The 15841-nt window shown below is 60.6% G+C and carries 14 protein-coding genes; 10 read left to right on the plus strand and 4 right to left on the minus strand.

What is annotated here, in order from left to right; translation table 11 throughout:
- Positions 1-62: 62 nt before the first annotated feature.
- Together JFT66_RS16290 and JFT66_RS16295 are read right to left on the minus strand one after the other, a co-directional pair.
- Positions 63-962: a D-hexose-6-phosphate mutarotase gene (locus JFT66_RS16290; protein ID WP_153837334.1), complete on the minus strand. Its 900-nt coding sequence runs from the start codon at positions 960-962 to the stop codon at positions 63-65.
- 58 nt (positions 963-1020) lie between these two features.
- Complete coding sequence (locus JFT66_RS16295) at positions 1021-1425, minus strand: acyl-CoA thioesterase (RefSeq protein ID WP_003176975.1); 405 nt, start codon at positions 1423-1425, stop codon at positions 1021-1023.
- 461 nt (positions 1426-1886) lie between these two features.
- Here JFT66_RS16295 and JFT66_RS16300 point away from each other — a divergent pair, with 461 nt between their 5' ends.
- The 10 genes from JFT66_RS16300 to JFT66_RS16345 all read left to right on the plus strand — a co-directional run bounded on the left by JFT66_RS16300 (position 1887) and on the right by JFT66_RS16345 (position 12901).
- Positions 1887-3176: an MFS transporter gene (locus JFT66_RS16300; RefSeq protein ID WP_034116468.1), complete on the plus strand. Its 1290-nt coding sequence runs from the start codon at positions 1887-1889 to the stop codon at positions 3174-3176.
- A 195-nt stretch (positions 3177-3371) separates the two neighbouring features.
- Positions 3372-4358 carry a phosphate ABC transporter substrate-binding protein PstS gene (locus tag JFT66_RS16305; protein WP_017135798.1) on the plus strand — a complete coding sequence of 329 codons (987 nt, stop codon included), beginning with the start codon at positions 3372-3374 and terminating at the stop codon, positions 4356-4358.
- Between the two features lie 384 nt (positions 4359-4742).
- Positions 4743-6776 (plus strand): ABC transporter permease subunit, encoded by a 2034-nt coding sequence (locus JFT66_RS16310; RefSeq protein WP_198859702.1) that lies wholly within the window; start codon positions 4743-4745, stop codon positions 6774-6776.
- 15 nt (positions 6777-6791) lie between these two features.
- Entirely contained in the window at positions 6792-8462 is a 1671-nt protein-coding gene (gene pstA / locus JFT66_RS16315; RefSeq protein WP_034116466.1) for a phosphate ABC transporter permease PstA, read from the plus strand.
- A 134-nt stretch (positions 8463-8596) separates the two neighbouring features.
- On the plus strand, positions 8597-9430 hold the full coding sequence (gene pstB / locus JFT66_RS16320; RefSeq protein ID WP_034116465.1) for a phosphate ABC transporter ATP-binding protein PstB: 834 nt from the start codon (positions 8597-8599) through the stop codon (positions 9428-9430).
- A 110-nt stretch (positions 9431-9540) separates the two neighbouring features.
- Positions 9541-10302 carry a phosphate signaling complex protein PhoU gene (gene phoU, locus JFT66_RS16325; protein ID WP_034116464.1) on the plus strand — a complete coding sequence of 254 codons (762 nt, stop codon included), beginning with the start codon at positions 9541-9543 and terminating at the stop codon, positions 10300-10302.
- A gap of 166 nt (positions 10303-10468) precedes the next feature.
- Positions 10469-11368: a response regulator gene (locus JFT66_RS16330; RefSeq protein WP_034116463.1), complete on the plus strand. Its 900-nt coding sequence runs from the start codon at positions 10469-10471 to the stop codon at positions 11366-11368.
- Positions 11369-11555: 187 nt separating this feature from the next.
- Positions 11556-11879: a type II toxin-antitoxin system RelE/ParE family toxin gene (locus JFT66_RS16335; RefSeq protein WP_034116462.1), complete on the plus strand. Its 324-nt coding sequence runs from the start codon at positions 11556-11558 to the stop codon at positions 11877-11879.
- 4 nt (positions 11880-11883) lie between these two features.
- Positions 11884-12183: a helix-turn-helix domain-containing protein gene (locus JFT66_RS16340; protein ID WP_034116461.1), complete on the plus strand. Its 300-nt coding sequence runs from the start codon at positions 11884-11886 to the stop codon at positions 12181-12183.
- 55 nt (positions 12184-12238) lie between these two features.
- On the plus strand, positions 12239-12901 hold the full coding sequence (locus JFT66_RS16345) for a peptidoglycan DD-metalloendopeptidase family protein (RefSeq protein WP_198859639.1): 663 nt from the start codon (positions 12239-12241) through the stop codon (positions 12899-12901).
- Between the two features lie 3 nt (positions 12902-12904).
- Here JFT66_RS16345 and JFT66_RS16350 read toward each other — a convergent pair whose 3' ends face one another.
- Both JFT66_RS16350 and phoR read right to left on the minus strand, forming a co-directional pair.
- Positions 12905-14245, minus strand: coding sequence for a hemolysin family protein (locus JFT66_RS16350; RefSeq protein ID WP_034116459.1), 1341 nt, complete (start codon positions 14243-14245; stop codon positions 12905-12907).
- Positions 14246-14514: 269 nt separating this feature from the next.
- Complete coding sequence (gene phoR / locus JFT66_RS16355) at positions 14515-15801, minus strand: phosphate regulon sensor histidine kinase PhoR (RefSeq protein WP_153837567.1); 1287 nt, start codon at positions 15799-15801, stop codon at positions 14515-14517.
- Positions 15802-15841: the final 40 nt, after the last annotated feature.

The following is a 15841-nucleotide window of genomic DNA, read 5'->3' on the forward strand; positions in this document are numbered from 1 at the left end:
ACAAATGTGCTGACTGACCCTCTGCTATCGGGAGCAAGCCCCCTCCCACATTTTGATTGGGTTTACAAAGTGGTACTGGTGATACTCACACCCAAAGTGCGGCTTTCACCGGGCGCCAAAGCCACCACATCATCCAGCACATTCGCCGTCTCGATGCACAACATACCCTGCCAGCCATCATCGGCCATATCGTCGAAAGCCTGGGCTCGCTCGGTCCAGGGGTTCCAGATCACCGTCGAGTTCGAACCCTGGCTGGTGAGTTGGACGCGGCGTTGCCAGTCTTTATCCACAATGCTCAACTGCGCCGGCGTATCCAGGTAGATGCGATCCGTCTCGGCGGTGAAGTGCAGCAGGCCGGATTGCTGCTTTTCGGTCCAGCCATCGGCGGTATCGATATACGCCAAGCCATCCAGGCCCTCGACCTGCACGTTGCGCACATCGCTCACGGCGAAGTAGGTGTGCAGCGCCTGGCTGAGGGTCACGGTGTCGGTGCCACGGTTGTGGCTGGTGAGGCAGATATGCAGTTGGTCATCCAGCAGCAGGCTCAGTTTCAGGTCGACCTGATGTGGCCAGCCGGGGAAGCCGCTCGCAGGTACTGGCAGCACTAGGTCAACGCGCAACGCCTCGCCTTCAAGCTCGGCGCCGGCCAATTCCCAGAGTGCCGTGCGCGCAAAGCCGTGCGCTCCGGCAGGTCGGTCGCTTTGACGCATCGCCTTGACGCTATCGGGGTTGCGGTCGAACACACCAAACCACGGCCAGCACACCGGTACGCCGGTACGAATGCCTTTGCCCTGCTTGAACAGCGCTTCAGGGTTCGGCCAGATCAGCGGCTGCTCGCCCTGGCGCTGGTAACTGAAGATATGCGCACCCTGCTGGGCCACCATCAGCTCGGCGCCGTTGTGGCGGATGCGCCAGCAGTCCAGCTCGTCGACTTTCACCGTTTCAACGTGGGGCGTAGGCATAACAAAGCACTCTCAATGGCAGGCAATGGGGCAATTGACCGTTAAAACCCGGCGAGGTTTAACGCGCCCGTGACGGTACCGAACGCGTGCGGCCGCTGCCATCGATGGCGACGAACACAAATACCGCTTCGGTGACCTTGCGCCATTCGCTGGACAGCGGGTCATCGCTCCACACTTCGACCATCATCTGAATCGAGCTGCGGCCGATTTCCAGGGCCTGGGTATAGAAGGAAAGCTGCGCGCCCACCGCCACCGGCACCAGGAACGCCATGCGGTCAATGGCGACGGTTGCCACCCGCCCACCGGCGACCTTGCTGGCCATTGCCGTGCCGGCCAGGTCCATCTGCGCGACCAGCCAGCCGCCGAAGATATCGCCAAAACCGTTGGTTTCACGCGGCAGTGCAGTGATTTGCAGGGCGAGATCGCCTTGCGGGATAGGATCTTCTTGTTCGAGTTCGATCATGCCGAGGGTGCCTCTGACCCGTGACGCTCATGGGTACTTCAAGTGGATAGCCGTCTTCTTAGAAAAACGTTTCAGCACCAACATACACCGCGCGATGCGTTTTTCGTAAGGCGTACTGAAGGGAAACTCTGCCAAATCGGCTGGGTGGCACCCAACGACGTTTTGGCACAGCAGCCCGTCAAGACTGCGGGTTCTTGCGCCTGCACCGGCCGAGTATATCGAGACGCTGGCGTCGCGACGACCTCCCGAGATTCATTTTGTCGGTAAATAGGCGCTGTATCGGGGCTTTTTACGGCAACTGTGCTTCTGGCCGAGTTGAGCGCTGCCCTGCGCCGGTGATATTGCCTCCAACTGAACGGTTAAATGCTCGACGCTGTGCTTTTTGAAGCGATTTGCTATCTTGCCAAACCTGCCGCAAGTCCCGGGCTTGCTGTCCTGATTACTATAAGAGAAACCTTGCCATGTCCTCCGTGCCCGCAAGCAGTGCGCAACCCTCGCGCCCGCTGACCCGCAACGACTACAAAACCCTGTCGCTGTCTGCCTTGGGCGGGGCGCTGGAGTTCTACGACTTCATCATCTTTGTGTTTTTCGCCACCGTGGTCGGAAAACTGTTCTTTCCCGTCGACATGCCCGAATGGCTGCGCATGATGCAGACCTTTGGCATCTTCGCCGCCGGCTACCTGGCGCGCCCTTTGGGCGGCATCATCATGGCGCACTTCGGTGACCTGCTGGGGCGCAAGAAGATGTTCACCCTGAGCATCTTCATGATGGCCGTGCCGACCCTGATCATGGGCCTGCTGCCCACCTACGCGCAGATCGGCTTGTGGGCGCCGCTGTTGCTGCTGCTGATGCGCATCATCCAGGGCGCGGCAATCGGCGGCGAAGTACCGGGCGCCTGGGTGTTCGTCTCCGAACACGTGCCACCGCGCCACATCGGCTACGCCTGCGGCACCCTGACCAGCGGCCTCACCGCCGGTATTTTGCTGGGCTCGCTGGTAGCTACCGCCATCAATACAGCCTATACCCCGGAGCAGGTCTCCGATTACGCCTGGCGCATCCCGTTCCTGCTCGGCGGCGTATTTGGCCTGCTGTCGGTGTACCTGCGCCGCTGGCTGCACGAAACGCCGATTTTCGCGGAGATGCAGCAACGCAAGACGTTGGCTGCCGAGTTGCCGCTGCGCGCCGTGCTGCGCGACCACCGCGGCGCCATTGTGCTGTCGATGCTGCTGACCTGGCTGCTGTCGGCCGGCGTCGTGGTTGTCATCCTCATGACCCCGACCGTGCTGCAAACCGTCTATCACTTCAGCCCCACAGTTGCGCTGCAGGCCAACAGCCTGGCCATCGTGACCCTGAGCCTGGGCTGCATCGCCTCGGGTGCCCTGGCCGACCGTTTTGGTGCCGGTCGCGTATTGGTCACCGGTTGCGCGCTGCTGCTGGCAACCTCCTGGACGCTGTATCACAGCCTCATGGCCCACCCGGACTGGCTGTTCCCGTTGTACGCATTGACCGGTCTGTTCGTGGGCACCATCGGGGTGGTGCCGTATGTAATGGTCAAGGCGTTCCCACCCGTGGTCCGTTTCAGTGGCTTGTCGTTCTCCTACAACGTGGCTTACGCCGTGTTCGGTGGGCTGACGCCGTTGGCGGTGTCGCTGCTGATGAAGGAAAGCCCGATGGGCCCGGCTTACTACGTTGCTGCCCTGTGCTTGATGGGGATTGTGGTGGGTGGGTATCTGTGGAAGCGCGGACGCTAAAACCAGCCTGATCCACTGTGGCGAGGGAGCAAGCTCCCTCGCCACAATCAAGGTGTTCATTGTTTCGCTGCGCATAAGCCTTCGCTTCCTGATAGTGGCCTTTCATCTAACTGTCACATTCCAGACATAGAGTGTTCACACGGCCTCCTGATACTTGGCCCCGATCCAACTATCCCTATCTGCTAGGAGCAAGGCATGAAACTGAAACGTTTGATGGCGGCAATGACTTTTGTCGCTGCTGGCGTTGCGACCGCCAACGCGGTGGCCGCTGGTGTTGATCCGGCAATCCCGGCTTACGTTAAGACCACTGGTGTGTCGGGCAACTTGTCCAGCGTCGGTTCCGATACCCTGGCTAACCTGATGACTCTGTGGGCTGAGGGTTACAAAAAGGAATACCCGAACGTCAACATCCAGATTCAAGCTGCCGGCTCCGCCACCGCGCCACCTGCGCTGACCGAAGGCACCTCCAACCTGGGCCCGATGAGCCGCAAGATGAAGGACACCGAACTGGCGGCCTTCGAGCAGAAGTACGGCTACAAGCCAACCGCTATCCCGGTCGCCGTGGATGCCCTGGCTGTGTTCGTGCACAAGGACAACCCGATCCAGCACCTGACCATGGAACAAGTCGACGCGATCTTCTCCTCGACGCGTCTGTGCGGTGCCAAAGCTGACGTGAAAACCTGGGGCGACCTGGGTGTGACCGGCGACCTGGCCAACAAGCCAGTGCAACTGTTCGGTCGTAACTCGGTATCCGGCACCTATGGCTACTTCAAAGAAGAAGCCCTGTGCAAAGGCGACTACAAGCCAAACGTGAACGAACAACCAGGCTCGGCTTCGGTCGTGCAGTCGATCAGCTCCTCGCTGAACGGCATTGGTTACTCGGGCATCGGCTACAAAACCGCCAGCGTGAAGACCGTGGCCCTGGCCAAGAAAGGCAGCACTGACTTCATCGAAGACAGCGAAGAAAACGCCCTGAACGGCAAATACCCGCTGTCGCGCTTCCTCTACGTTTATGTCAACAAAGCCCCGAACAAGCCGCTGGCCCCGCTGGAAGCCGAGTTCGTGAAACTGGTGCTGTCCAAACAGGGCCAGGAAGTTGTGGTGAAAGACGGCTACATCCCACTGCCAGCCAAAGTAGCCGCCAAGGCCCTGGCTGACCTGGGTCTGAAAGAAGGCAACTGATTGCCTCTGCGGGGCCGGTGTACCGGCTCCGCTTTCGAATTTTCTAGTCCGCTGCCAGCTTTGCTTCGCGGCGGATTTGTTGCGTCACTGCACTGTCATCTTTCTGTCATACAGGATCGCTAGGGTGTGCGCATGAATGATCTGGCCAATTCCACCATGACGACAACTTCCCCTCCCAAGCGCATTGATTTCAATACGCCTGAGCTGCAACGCAAGCGCCGCATTCGCGCGCTCAAGGATCGCCTGACCCGTTGGTACGTGCTGGTCGGCGGCCTCGCCGTCCTCGGCGCCATCACCCTGATCTTCTTCTTCCTCGGCTACGTAGTCGCGCCTCTGTTCCAGGGCGCCTCGTTGACCAAGGAAGATGCGCTGACGCCCGCCTGGATGCAGGACGCCGGCAAGCCGTTGATGATCTCCCTCGAAGAACAGAACCAAGTTGCCATGCGGGTTTCCGACAAGGGCCAGGCGCTGTTCTTTGACGTGGACACCGGTGCTGAGCTCAAGCGTGTCGACCTGCCGCTTCCGGCCGGTGCCAGCGTTGCTTCTATTGGTGAAGACCAGCCGGGCAGCCCGCTGGTGATCCTTGGTTTGTCCAATGGCCAGTCCCTGGTGTTCCGCCACACCTATAAAGTGTCGTACCCGGACGGCAAGAAGACCATCACCCCAGCGATTGAATACCCTTACGGCGAAACGCCGATCGTGTTGGATGAGGCCGGTCGCCCACTGGAGCATGTCGCGCTTAACGCCACTGATTCCACCCTGGTGGTGGCCGGTTCGGCAGGTTCGTACCTGAACGTGCTGTCGCTGAGCCGCGAAGAAAACATGATGACCGGTGAAGTCACCAGCGAGCAGAAGCGCATCGAGCTGCCGCAGATGACTGAACCGGTGAAAGCCATCTTCGTCGACCCGCGCCAGCAATGGCTGTACGTGATCAACGGTCGCGCCCTGGCCGATGTGTTCAGCCTGCGCGACAACAGCCTCAACGGTCGTTACAAACTCCTGGAAGACGGCGCGGCTGAAGTCACCGCCAGCACCCAGTTGGTGGGCGGTATCTCGCTGATCGTCGGCAACTCCAAGGGCGGCCTGGCCCAGTGGTTCATGGCGCGAGACCCGGATGGCGAGCAACGCCTGAAGCAGATCCGTACCTTCCAGATGGGCACTGCACCCATCGTCGAAATCACTGCTGAGGAGCGCCGCAAAGGCTTCACCGCCCTTGATGCCTCCGGCAAGTTCGGCGTATTCCACAGCACCGCCCACCGCACCCTGCTGGTGGACCCGGTGGTCGACGGCCAGGGTTTGTTCGGCATGTCGCCACGGGCCAACCGTGTGATCGTCGAGGCGGGTGGCAAGCTGCAACCGTTGCTGCTCGACAACCCGCACCCGGAAGTCTCGTGGAGCGCGCTGTGGAGCAAGGTCTGGTACGAGAACTACGACGAACCCAAATACGTCTGGCAGTCCACTGCCGCCAACACCGACTTCGAACCCAAGATGAGCCTGGCCCCGCTGACCTTCGGTACCTTGAAGGCCGCGTTCTACGCCATGCTGCTGGCGGCGCCACTGGCGGTTGCCGCCGCGATCTACACCGCGTACTTCATGGCTCCGAGCCTGCGCCGCAAGGTCAAGCCGGTGATCGAGCTGATGGAAGCCATGCCGACGGTGATCCTCGGCTTCTTCGCCGGCCTGTTCCTGGCGCCGTATGTGGAAGGGCATCTGCCGGGGATTTTCAGCCTGCTGATGCTGTTGCCGATTGGCATTCTGGTCGCCGGGTTTGTCTTCAGCCGCTTGCCTGAGTCGATTCGCCTGCGAGTGCCGGACGGCTGGGAAAGTGCGATCCTGATTCCGGTGATCCTGTTCGTGGGCTGGCTCTCGCTGTACATGAGCCCGTACCTGGAAACCTGGTTCTTCGGCGGCGACATGCGCATGTGGATCTCCCACGACCTGGGGATCACCTACGACCAGCGCAACGCCCTGGTAGTAGGTTTGGCCATGGGCTTTGCGGTGATCCCGAACATCTATTCCATCGCTGAAGACGCTGTGTTCAGCGTGCCGCGCGGCCTGACCCTGGGTTCCCTGGCCTTGGGCGCCACACCCTGGCAGACCATGACCCGCGTGGTCATCCTGACCGCCAGCCCGGGCATCTTCTCGGCGCTGATGATCGGCATGGGCCGCGCCGTGGGTGAAACCATGATCGTGCTGATGGCCACGGGTAACACCCCGGTGATGGAGATGAACCTCTTCGAGGGCCTGCGCACCCTGGCGGCCAACGTCGCGGTGGAAATGCCCGAGTCGGAAGTCGGCGGCAGTCACTACCGCGTACTGTTCCTCTCGGCGCTGGTGCTGCTGCTGTTCACCTTCATCATGAACACCCTCGCGGAGCTGATTCGTCAGCGTCTGCGCAAGAAATACTCGTCGCTTTAAGAAAGGTAGAAGTCTGTGAAACAGAACTCCCTGAATGGATGGTTCAAGAGCGGCGCTCCGGGCGTCTGGATCAGCGGTGGCGCAGTGTCCATCGCGGTCATCATGACCATTGGTTTGCTGGCTGTGATTGCGGTGCGTGGCTTGGGCCACTTCTGGCCGGCCGACCTGATCCAGGCCAACTACAACGTCCCGGGCCAGGCCAACCATATCGTCATCGGCGAAGTGGTACAGAAAGAAGAAGTGCCGCGTGAGCGCCTGAAAAGCGCGGGCCTGCCGGTGCCGGACCAAGGCCCGGAGTTCATGACCCGCGAGCTGATCAAGGTCGGTAACCGCGACCTGAACGGCAACGATTTCACCTGGATCGTCGGCGAGTGGTTGAAGGACCAGACCAAGCCGACCAACCTGATGGCCATCGAGCGTCGTGAGTGGGGCAACTTCTACGGCACCCTGGTCAACGTCAAGCAGGACGGCAAGGTCATCGCCGAAGGCGAAGCCGCGTGGCCGGAGCTGCAAGCCCGCGTGGACCGCGTGAACAAGCTGGCGGCCCAGCTCAAGACCCTGGAGAAATCCGATATCGGCGCGATCAACGCCGGCCTCGAACGTATCCGCCTGCACGGTCGCAAACTGGAACTGGAAGGCAAGCTCGACGCCGCCGCCCAGGCCGATATGGATGCCGACCGCGCCGAGCTGAACGCCCGCTACCAGGACATCGAAGCACGCCTGGCCGACCTGCACGCCCAGTTCAACCGTGACGCCTTGACTGCCCGCGACGGTAACGGCAAGGAGGTGGAAATCGGCATCGGTAAGGTGGTGCACGCCTACCAGCCGAACGCCATGGGCACCATGACCAAAATCGGCTTCTACTTCAGCAAGGTCTGGGAATTCCTCAGCGATGACCCACGGGAAGCCAACACTGAAGGCGGGATCTTCCCGGCCATCTTCGGCACCGTGATGATGACCTTGATCATGGCGATGATCGTGACCCCGTTCGGCGTACTGGCGGCGGTGTACCTGCGTGAATACGCCAAGCAGAACACCCTGACCCGGGTGATCCGCATCGCCGTGAACAACCTGGCCGGCGTACCGGCCATCGTCTACGGCGTGTTCGGCCTGGGCTTCTTTGTGTATGTACTGGGTGGTTCGGTTGACCGCCTGTTCTTCGCCGAAGCCCTGCCGGCGCCGACCTTCGGCACCCCGGGCCTGCTGTGGGCCTCGCTGACCCTGGCACTGCTGGCGGTGCCGGTGGTGATCGTGGCCACCGAAGAAGGCCTGGCGCGGATTCCTCGTACCGTGCGTGAAGGCTCCCTGGCACTGGGCGCGACCAAGGCGGAAACGCTGTGGAAGATCGTGTTGCCGATGGCCAGCCCGGCGATGATGACCGGCATGATCCTCGCCGTGGCCCGCGCCGCCGGTGAAGTGGCGCCCCTGATGCTGGTCGGTGTGGTGAAACTGGCGCCGTCGCTGCCGCTGGACGGCAATTACCCCTACTTGCACCTGGACCAGAAGATCATGCACCTGGGCTTCCATATCTATGACGTCGGCTTCCAGAGCCCCAACGTCGAAGCCGCACGGCCGCTGGTGTACGCCACCGCCTTGCTGCTGGTACTGGTGATCGCCACGCTCAACCTGTCGGCGGTGTGGATCCGTAACCACCTGCGCGAAAAATACAAAGCGCTCGACAGCTAATTCAACGCAGATCAAATGTGGGAGGGGGCTTGCCCCCGATAGCGGTGTATCAGAAACAAGTGTGCAAGCTGACACACCGCCATCGGGAGCAAGCCCCCTCCCACACAACAAATCGGTAGCACAGGGAGCATCCCATGCAACACGAAAACCATTCCCACGGCATCAACATGTCTGCCCTGGGTCGCGACAAACAGAGCCTGAGCCTGGCCCAGGAAACCGTGGCCATCGAAGTTCCGGGCCTGAGCCTGTACTACGGCGACAAGCAGGCGCTGTTCGACGTCAGCATGAACATCCCCAAGCAGCGTGTGACGGCCTTTATCGGTCCGTCCGGCTGCGGCAAGTCGACATTGCTGCGCACCTTCAACCGCATGAACGACTTGGTCGACGGTTGCCGTGTAGAAGGCGCGATCAACCTCTACGGCACCAACATCTATCGCAAGGGCGAAGACGTGGCCGAGTTGCGTCGCCGCGTAGGCATGGTGTTCCAGAAGCCCAACCCGTTTCCCAAGACTATCTACGAAAACGTGGTCTACGGCCTGCGCATCCAGGGTATCAACAAGAAGCGCATCCTCGACGAAGCGGTTGAATGGGCCCTCAAGGGCGCGGCACTGTGGGACGAGGTCAAGGACCGCCTGCACGAATCGGCACTCGGTTTGTCCGGCGGCCAGCAGCAGCGTCTGGTGATCGCCCGCACCATCGCCGTGGAACCGGAAGTGCTGCTGCTCGACGAACCTTGCTCGGCCCTCGACCCGATCTCGACGTTGAAAGTCGAAGAGCTGATCTACGAGCTCAAGTCCAAGTTCACCATCGTTATCGTGACCCACAACATGCAACAGGCGGCGCGGGTTTCCGACTACACCGCGTTCATGTACATGGGCAAGCTGGTGGAGTTCGGCGATACCGACACCCTGTTCACCAATCCGGCGAAGAAGCAGACCGAAGACTACATTACGGGGCGCTACGGCTAGCCCCAGCTGCAAGCCGCAAGTTTCAAGCGGCAAGTAAAAGCATTTTGATCACGACACACATCAGCTTGCAGCTTGTAGCTTGCGGCTTACAGCTTTTGCGGAGCAAAACTATGATTTCGAAGGAAGGCTTAACCCACCACATCTCCGCGCAGTTCAACGCCGAGCTTGAGGAAGTGCGCAGCCACCTCCTGGCGATGGGCGGGCTGGTGGAGAAGCAAGTCAACGATGCGGTCACCGCGCTGATCGAGGCCGACTCGGGCCTGGCCCAGCAGGTGCGCGAGATCGATGACCAGATCAACCAGATGGAACGCAATATCGACGAAGAATGCCTGCGCATTCTTGCCCGTCGCCAGCCGGCGGCCTCCGACCTGCGTTTGATCATCAGCATCTCCAAGTCGGTGATCGACCTGGAGCGTATCGGCGACGAAGCCACCAAGATCGCCCGCCGCGCCATCCAGCTGTGCGAAGAAGGCGAAGCGCCCCGCGGCTACGTGGAAGTGCGCCATATCGGCGACCAGGTGCGCAACATGGTGCGTGACGCCCTCGACGCCTTCGCCCGCTTTGACGCCGATCTGGCGTTGTCGGTGGCCCAGTACGACAAGACCATCGACCGCGAGTACAAGACCGCGCTGCGCGAGTTGGCTACCTACATGATGGAAGACCCGCGCTCTATCTCGCGGGTGCTGAACATCATCTGGGTGCTGCGCTCCCTGGAGCGTATCGGCGATCACGCGCGCAATATCTCGGAATTGGTGATTTACCTGGTGCGCGGCACCGATGTTCGGCACATGGGCCTCAAGCGCATGAAGGCCGAAGTTGAAGGCACTGCTGATCTAATCCCTAATGTTCCGGGCGAATCTGACGATAAGTAAGGTTGCCCGAGAAATTAACGCCCGGCCTCTGGCCGGGCGTTTTCGTTTGCGGCATCTGAATTTTTTACACAGCAGGCGCCATAAGTCCTACTGTGACTAGCGGGTTTTGGCAAAATGCCATCAGTCAGGCGTTTTGCATGCCGAGTTTTTATAGGATGAAGGGTCGATGAGTAAAGTCAGTGTATTGGTGGTGGATGACGCCTCGTTTATTCGCGACCTGGTGAAGAAGTGCCTGCGCAATTACTTCCCCGGGATCAAGATCGAAGACGCGGTGAACGGCAAAAAGGCGCAATCCATCCTGATGCGCGAAACCTTCGACCTGGTGCTGTGTGACTGGGAAATGCCGGAGATGTCTGGCCTCGAACTGTTGACCTGGTGCCGCGAGCAAGCCCACCTGAAGGCTATGCCGTTCGTGATGGTGACCAGCCGTGGCGACAAGGAAAACGTGGTGCAGGCGATCCAGGCCGGTGTTTCCGGCTACGTCAGCAAGCCGTTTACCAACGAGCAGTTGCTGAACAAGGTCAAGCAGGCCCTGCACAAGATCGGTCGTCTCGATGCACTGATCGCCAGCGCGCCGACCAAGATGAACTCGGCCTTTGGTAACGACTCCCTGAGCGCCCTGACCGGCGGCAAGCCCGAAGCGGTCAAGCCGGCCCCCGTGGCGGCCGCGCCAAGCAAGGGCCTGCTCAATAGTCCACCTGTAGCGGCACCTGCGGCCACGCCTGCGGGCGGTCGCGGCCAGGGCCAGTTGCGCCTCTCCAGTGGCACCCAGCAATGCGTCATCAAGGCCCTGAGCATCAAGGAAGCGCTGCTGGTGGTGCGGCGCGGCGAAGTCCTGCCCCAAGTACTCGAAAGCGCCGTGCTCGACCTTGAGCAGGGCGACAACGCCGAAGTCGCGCGCCTCAACGGCTACCTGCACGCCATCGTTGCCTACGAGCCCAAGCCCGACAGCGACTGGCTGCAACTGACCTTCCGCTTTATCGACCAGGATGCACAGAAGCTGGACTACATCTCGCGGCTGATTGCGCGCGGTACGGCGCAGAAGCATTTTGTGCCGGGTGCTTGATCGCCTGAATAGCGGAAATTGACCGAGCATCTGATTCCCGTCAGATGGCTTGATTTATATCTGTTTCGATATAGTCTCTCGATAAGGCTTCAGTGGTCTCGAGTCGTTGCTATGCCTTGAAACAAACCTGCACTGCTTTCGGCTGAATCGTCGATTACGCTTTTTCTTTCCAGGAAAGGAGAAGCCAATGCCAAGGCACAAGGATGTGGTGTTTCTAGGAAGCTCGCTCAAGGATCTCAAGGATTTTCCTCTCGACGCCCGAAGGGCAGCCGGTTTTCAGTTGGATCTCTTGCAACGGGGTGAACAGCCCTTTGATTGCAAGCCGATGAAAACAATCGGGAGGGGCGTCAAGGAGATCCGGATCACTGAGGAATCGGGAGCGTTTCGAGTGTTCTATGTGGTCAATCGGCCGGAAGCTGTCTACGTGCTGCACGCGTTGCGCAAGACCACACAGAAAACCGAAGGGCGGGATATCGAACTGGCTCGCGCCAGATTGCAGGAATTAGGTTAAGCCCATGACAAATCAAAAGTTACATTCCGAGCGTTTCAACTGTGTGTGGGATGCTCTGGAGGACACGCCTGCGCAAGCCGCCAATATGCGCCTTCGCTCAAAGTTGCTGTTGGAGTTGTGCAACACCATTCGCGGTTGGGAGCTTTCCCAGAAGGATGCGGCGCAAAGGCTGGGTATCAGTCAGCCTCGCCTGAACGATGTGCTCAACGGCAAGATCGATAAGTGTTCTCTTGATGCATTGGTCAATCTTTCGGCTGCCGCCCAGATGAATGTGGATATCTGTTTTAACGCCCTGCCTGCATAGGGCTGTCATGATCTGCTGCTAGCCTGCCGTTCAGTCACCCCGGCAGGTTCGCACCATGCTCCTTCGCCTATTGCTGTCCTGCGTGCTGGTCTCGGTCGCCACCTTGACCCAGGCCATGACCCTCTACAAATCCACCGATGCCAATGGCGTGGTGTTTTTCAGCGACCGGCAAACCCCGGGCGCCCAGGCGTTTGTGATCCAGGAGCGCAGGGTCGAGCGGGTGAGGCGGCCGGTGCTGGATGTGCCCACTACGAAGCAAGCCTATCGCTACCCGTTGCCTTGGCGAGGCGGCCCGTTCCGCCTGACCCAAGGCCCCAACGGCAGTTTCAGCCATACCGATGCCAAGAGCCGCTACGCCATGGATATCGCCATGCCTGAAGGTACGCCAGTCATTGCCGCGCGGGCCGGGGTGGTAGTGAAGATCGGCAATGACCAACTGGGACGTGGCCCTGATCCGTCGGGGAATTTTGTGCGGGTACAGCACGATGACGGCACCCAGGGTGTGTACCTGCACCTCAAGCAAGGTTCGGTCAGCGTCCGGGCAGGGCAGCGTGTAGCGGTGGGAAGCCCGCTGGCGCTGTCGGGCAATACCGGCAACAGCAGCGGGCCACACCTGCACTTCGTGGTGCAGCGCGCCACCGAGGCGGGGCTGGTGTCGATCCCTTACGAGTTCAACCTGCCGGTCGGGACATTGCCCAATTTTGCATTGGGCAAGTGAGGGTCAGTCCAGCAGCAAGACCTTGGCCAACACGATCTTCGGCCCTTTCATCTTCTTGATGATGATCCGCAGGCCTTCAACCTCCAGCACTTCTTCCTCCTCCGGCACGCGCTTGAGGGTGTCGTAGATCAGGCCGGCCAGGGTTTCGGCTTCGATGTGGTCCAGGTCGACGCCCAACAGGCGTTCGACCTTGAACAACGGCGTGTCGCCACGCACCAGCAATTTGCCGGGCTGGTAGGCGAGGATGCCGCGTTCGGCCTTGCGATGTTCGTCCTGGATATCGCCCACCAGCACTTCCAGCACGTCTTCCATGGTCAGGTAGCCGATGATCTTGCCGTCGGCTTCCTCCACCAGAGCGAAGTGTGCGCCGCCTTTGCGGAACTGCTCCAGCAACTGCGACAACGGCATATGCCGCGAAACGCGCTCCAGCGGGCGGGTCAGTTCAGCCAGGTTGAACGATTCGGGGATATGGTCCAGGGCAGCCAGTTCCAGCAGTAGATCCTTGATGTGCAGCAGGCCGACAAACTCATTGCGTACCGCGTCATACACCGGGTAACGGCTGAATTTGTGGCGACGGAACAGTGCGAGGATTTCCTTGAGTGGGGCATTGAAGTCCAGAGTCACCAGGTCTTCCCGGGAGTTGGCCCAGTCGACCACTTCCAGCTCGCCCATTTCCACCGCCGAAGCCAGTACACGCATGCCTTGGTCGCTTGGGTCCTGGCCACGGCTGGAGTGCAGGATCAGCTTGAGTTCTTCGCGGCTGTAATGGTGCTCATGGTGCGGGCCAGGTTCGCCCTGGCCGGCGATGCGCAGGATAGCGTTGGCACTGGCGTTGAGCAGGTAGATGGCCGGGTACATCGCCCAGTAGAACAGATACAGCGGCACCGCCGTCCACAGCGACAGCAGTTCAGGCTTGCGAATCGCCCAGGACTTGGGCGCCAGCTCACCGACCACGATGTGCAGGTAGGAAATCACGAAGAAGGCGGCAAAGAACGACACGCCCTTGATCACTTCCGGCGACTGCACGCCGATGGCGCCCAGCATGGGTTCGAGGATGTGCGCAAAGGCCGGCTCACCGACCCAGCCCAGGCCCAGGGAAGCCAGGGTGATACCCAGCTGGCAGGCCGACAGGTAAGCGTCGAGCTGGCTGTGCACGGTGCGCAGGATCTGCCCGCGCCAGCCGTTCTTGTGGGCGATGGCCTCGACCCGGGTGGCGCGCAGTTTGACCATGGCGAATTCCGCCGCAACGAAGAAACCGTTGAGCAGTACCAGGATCAGTGCAAAAAGAATCATGCCGAAATCGGCGAAGAGTGTGGCGACGGTGATGCCAGGGGAAGGGTCCATGATGGGGTTTTGCGGGTTCCGTGTGTTCAAAAAGGGGTGACAGGTGGGCCTGAAAGGCAGGCGCAAGTCGGGCAATGTAGCGGCTGATGGGGCGCTTGCCTAGTGCCCGCTGCCGGGCGGGGCAAGGAATACGTTCTTGGAAACGCTGCAAGTCCAATGTGGGAGCGGGCTTGCTCGCGAATTCGGTGGGTCAGTCAACACATTCATAGCTGGCCCACAGCCTTCGCGAGCAAGCCCGCTCCCACCCTTAGCTCAGCGTCGTTTTCAAGTTATTCATCTGTGCCGATCACCCGCGAACGAGTTACCTGCGTTGTCGGGAAATGGCAGGTAAACGTACTGCCATGCCCTAGCACGCTGCTGATTTCCAGGCGTGCCCGATGGCGCAACAGCACATGCTTGACGATGGCCAGGCCGAGCCCGGTGCCGCCGGTGTTGGAGTTGCGGCTGGAGTCGACGCGGTAGAAGCGTTCGGTCAGGCGCGGCAAGTGCTTGGTGTCGATGCCGATGCCAGAGTCCTGCACGCTCAAGTGCGCGCCGTGCTCGTCGGCCCACCAGCGGATACGGATATTGCCCTTGTCCTGGGTGTACTTCACCGCGTTGAACACCAGGTTGGAAAACGCACTGCGCAACTCGCCCTCGCTGCCCTTGAGCAGCACCTGTGTGTCGGCTTCCAGGGTGATCTGCTGGCCGCGCTCACCGGAGAGGGCCTGGGCGTCGTTCTTAATGGTCTGCAGCAGGCTTTGCACCGCCACCGGGTGGTTGTCCGAGGGGTAATCGGTGGCCTCAAGCTTGGCCAGCAACAGCAGGTCGTTGAGCAGGGTCTGCATGCGTGAGCCTTGCTGTTGCATCTGCTGCAGGGCACGGCTCCAGCGCGGGTTGATCTCGTCGACGTTGTCCAGCAGCGTCTCCAGGTAGCCGCAAATCACCGTCAACGGCGTGCGCAGCTCGTGGGAGACGTTGGCGACGAAGTCTTTGCGCATCTGTTCTAACTGATGGATGCGGGTCACGTCGCGCACCAGCATCAAGTGCTCGTTGTTGCCGTAGCGCGTCAGGTACAGCTGGATGCGCACGCGGTCATTGGTGGGCGAGGGGATTTCCAGGGCTTCTTCGTAGTTTTCCTGCTCGAAGTATTCCTTGAAGCGCGGATGGCGCACCAGGTTGGTCACCGGTTGGCCGCTGTCCTGGGGGGTCTTGAGGCCCAGCAGGGTCTCGGCGGCGCGGTTCCACCACTCGAGGTTGCCGTCGCTGTCGAGCATGATCACTGCGTCTTTAAGCGCGGCGGTGGATTCCTGCACCCGGTCGATCACCGCTTGCAGGCGCCCGCGTACCCGTTGGTCGCGGCGCTGCAGGTGGTAGATGCTGTCGAACACCTCGCCCCACAGGCCGTAGCCATCGGGCGGTGCTTCGTCGGGTTTGTGCTGGCGCAGCCAGTCATGCAGGCGCAGTAATTGCTTGAGGGTCCAGCCCAGGTACAGGGCAATGCCGACGGCCAGGCTCCAGCCGTAATAGCCGCTGACCAGGCCTACCAGCAGGCAGCCGGTGATCAGCAGGAGCATGTGGCGGATCAGGGTGCCATGCCAGTTCTGGTTCACTTAA

It is taken from the genome of Pseudomonas sp. MF6755 (genome assembly GCF_016405635.1).
GTDB lineage: Bacteria > Pseudomonadota > Gammaproteobacteria > Pseudomonadales > Pseudomonadaceae > Aquipseudomonas > Aquipseudomonas haemolytica.

Coding starts and splice junctions, on each gene's coding strand:
- JFT66_RS16290 (WP_153837334.1), bottom strand. CDS start 962: ATGCCTACGCCCCACGTTGAAACGGTGAAAGTCGACGAGCTGGACTGC.
- JFT66_RS16295 (WP_003176975.1), bottom strand. CDS start 1,425: ATGATCGAACTCGAACAAGAAGATCCTATCCCGCAAGGCGATCTCGCC.
- JFT66_RS16300 (WP_034116468.1), top strand. CDS start 1,887: ATGTCCTCCGTGCCCGCAAGCAGTGCGCAACCCTCGCGCCCGCTGACC.
- JFT66_RS16305 (WP_017135798.1), top strand. CDS start 3,372: ATGAAACTGAAACGTTTGATGGCGGCAATGACTTTTGTCGCTGCTGGC.
- JFT66_RS16310 (WP_198859702.1), top strand. CDS start 4,743: ATGCAGGACGCCGGCAAGCCGTTGATGATCTCCCTCGAAGAACAGAAC.
- pstB (WP_034116465.1), top strand. CDS start 8,597: ATGCAACACGAAAACCATTCCCACGGCATCAACATGTCTGCCCTGGGT.
- phoU (WP_034116464.1), top strand. CDS start 9,541: ATGATTTCGAAGGAAGGCTTAACCCACCACATCTCCGCGCAGTTCAAC.
- JFT66_RS16330 (WP_034116463.1), top strand. CDS start 10,469: ATGAGTAAAGTCAGTGTATTGGTGGTGGATGACGCCTCGTTTATTCGC.
- JFT66_RS16335 (WP_034116462.1), top strand. CDS start 11,556: ATGCCAAGGCACAAGGATGTGGTGTTTCTAGGAAGCTCGCTCAAGGAT.
- JFT66_RS16340 (WP_034116461.1), top strand. CDS start 11,884: ATGACAAATCAAAAGTTACATTCCGAGCGTTTCAACTGTGTGTGGGAT.
- JFT66_RS16345 (WP_198859639.1), top strand. CDS start 12,239: ATGCTCCTTCGCCTATTGCTGTCCTGCGTGCTGGTCTCGGTCGCCACC.
- JFT66_RS16350 (WP_034116459.1), bottom strand. CDS start 14,245: ATGGACCCTTCCCCTGGCATCACCGTCGCCACACTCTTCGCCGATTTC.
- phoR (WP_153837567.1), bottom strand. CDS start 15,801: ATGCTCCTGCTGATCACCGGCTGCCTGCTGGTAGGCCTGGTCAGCGGC.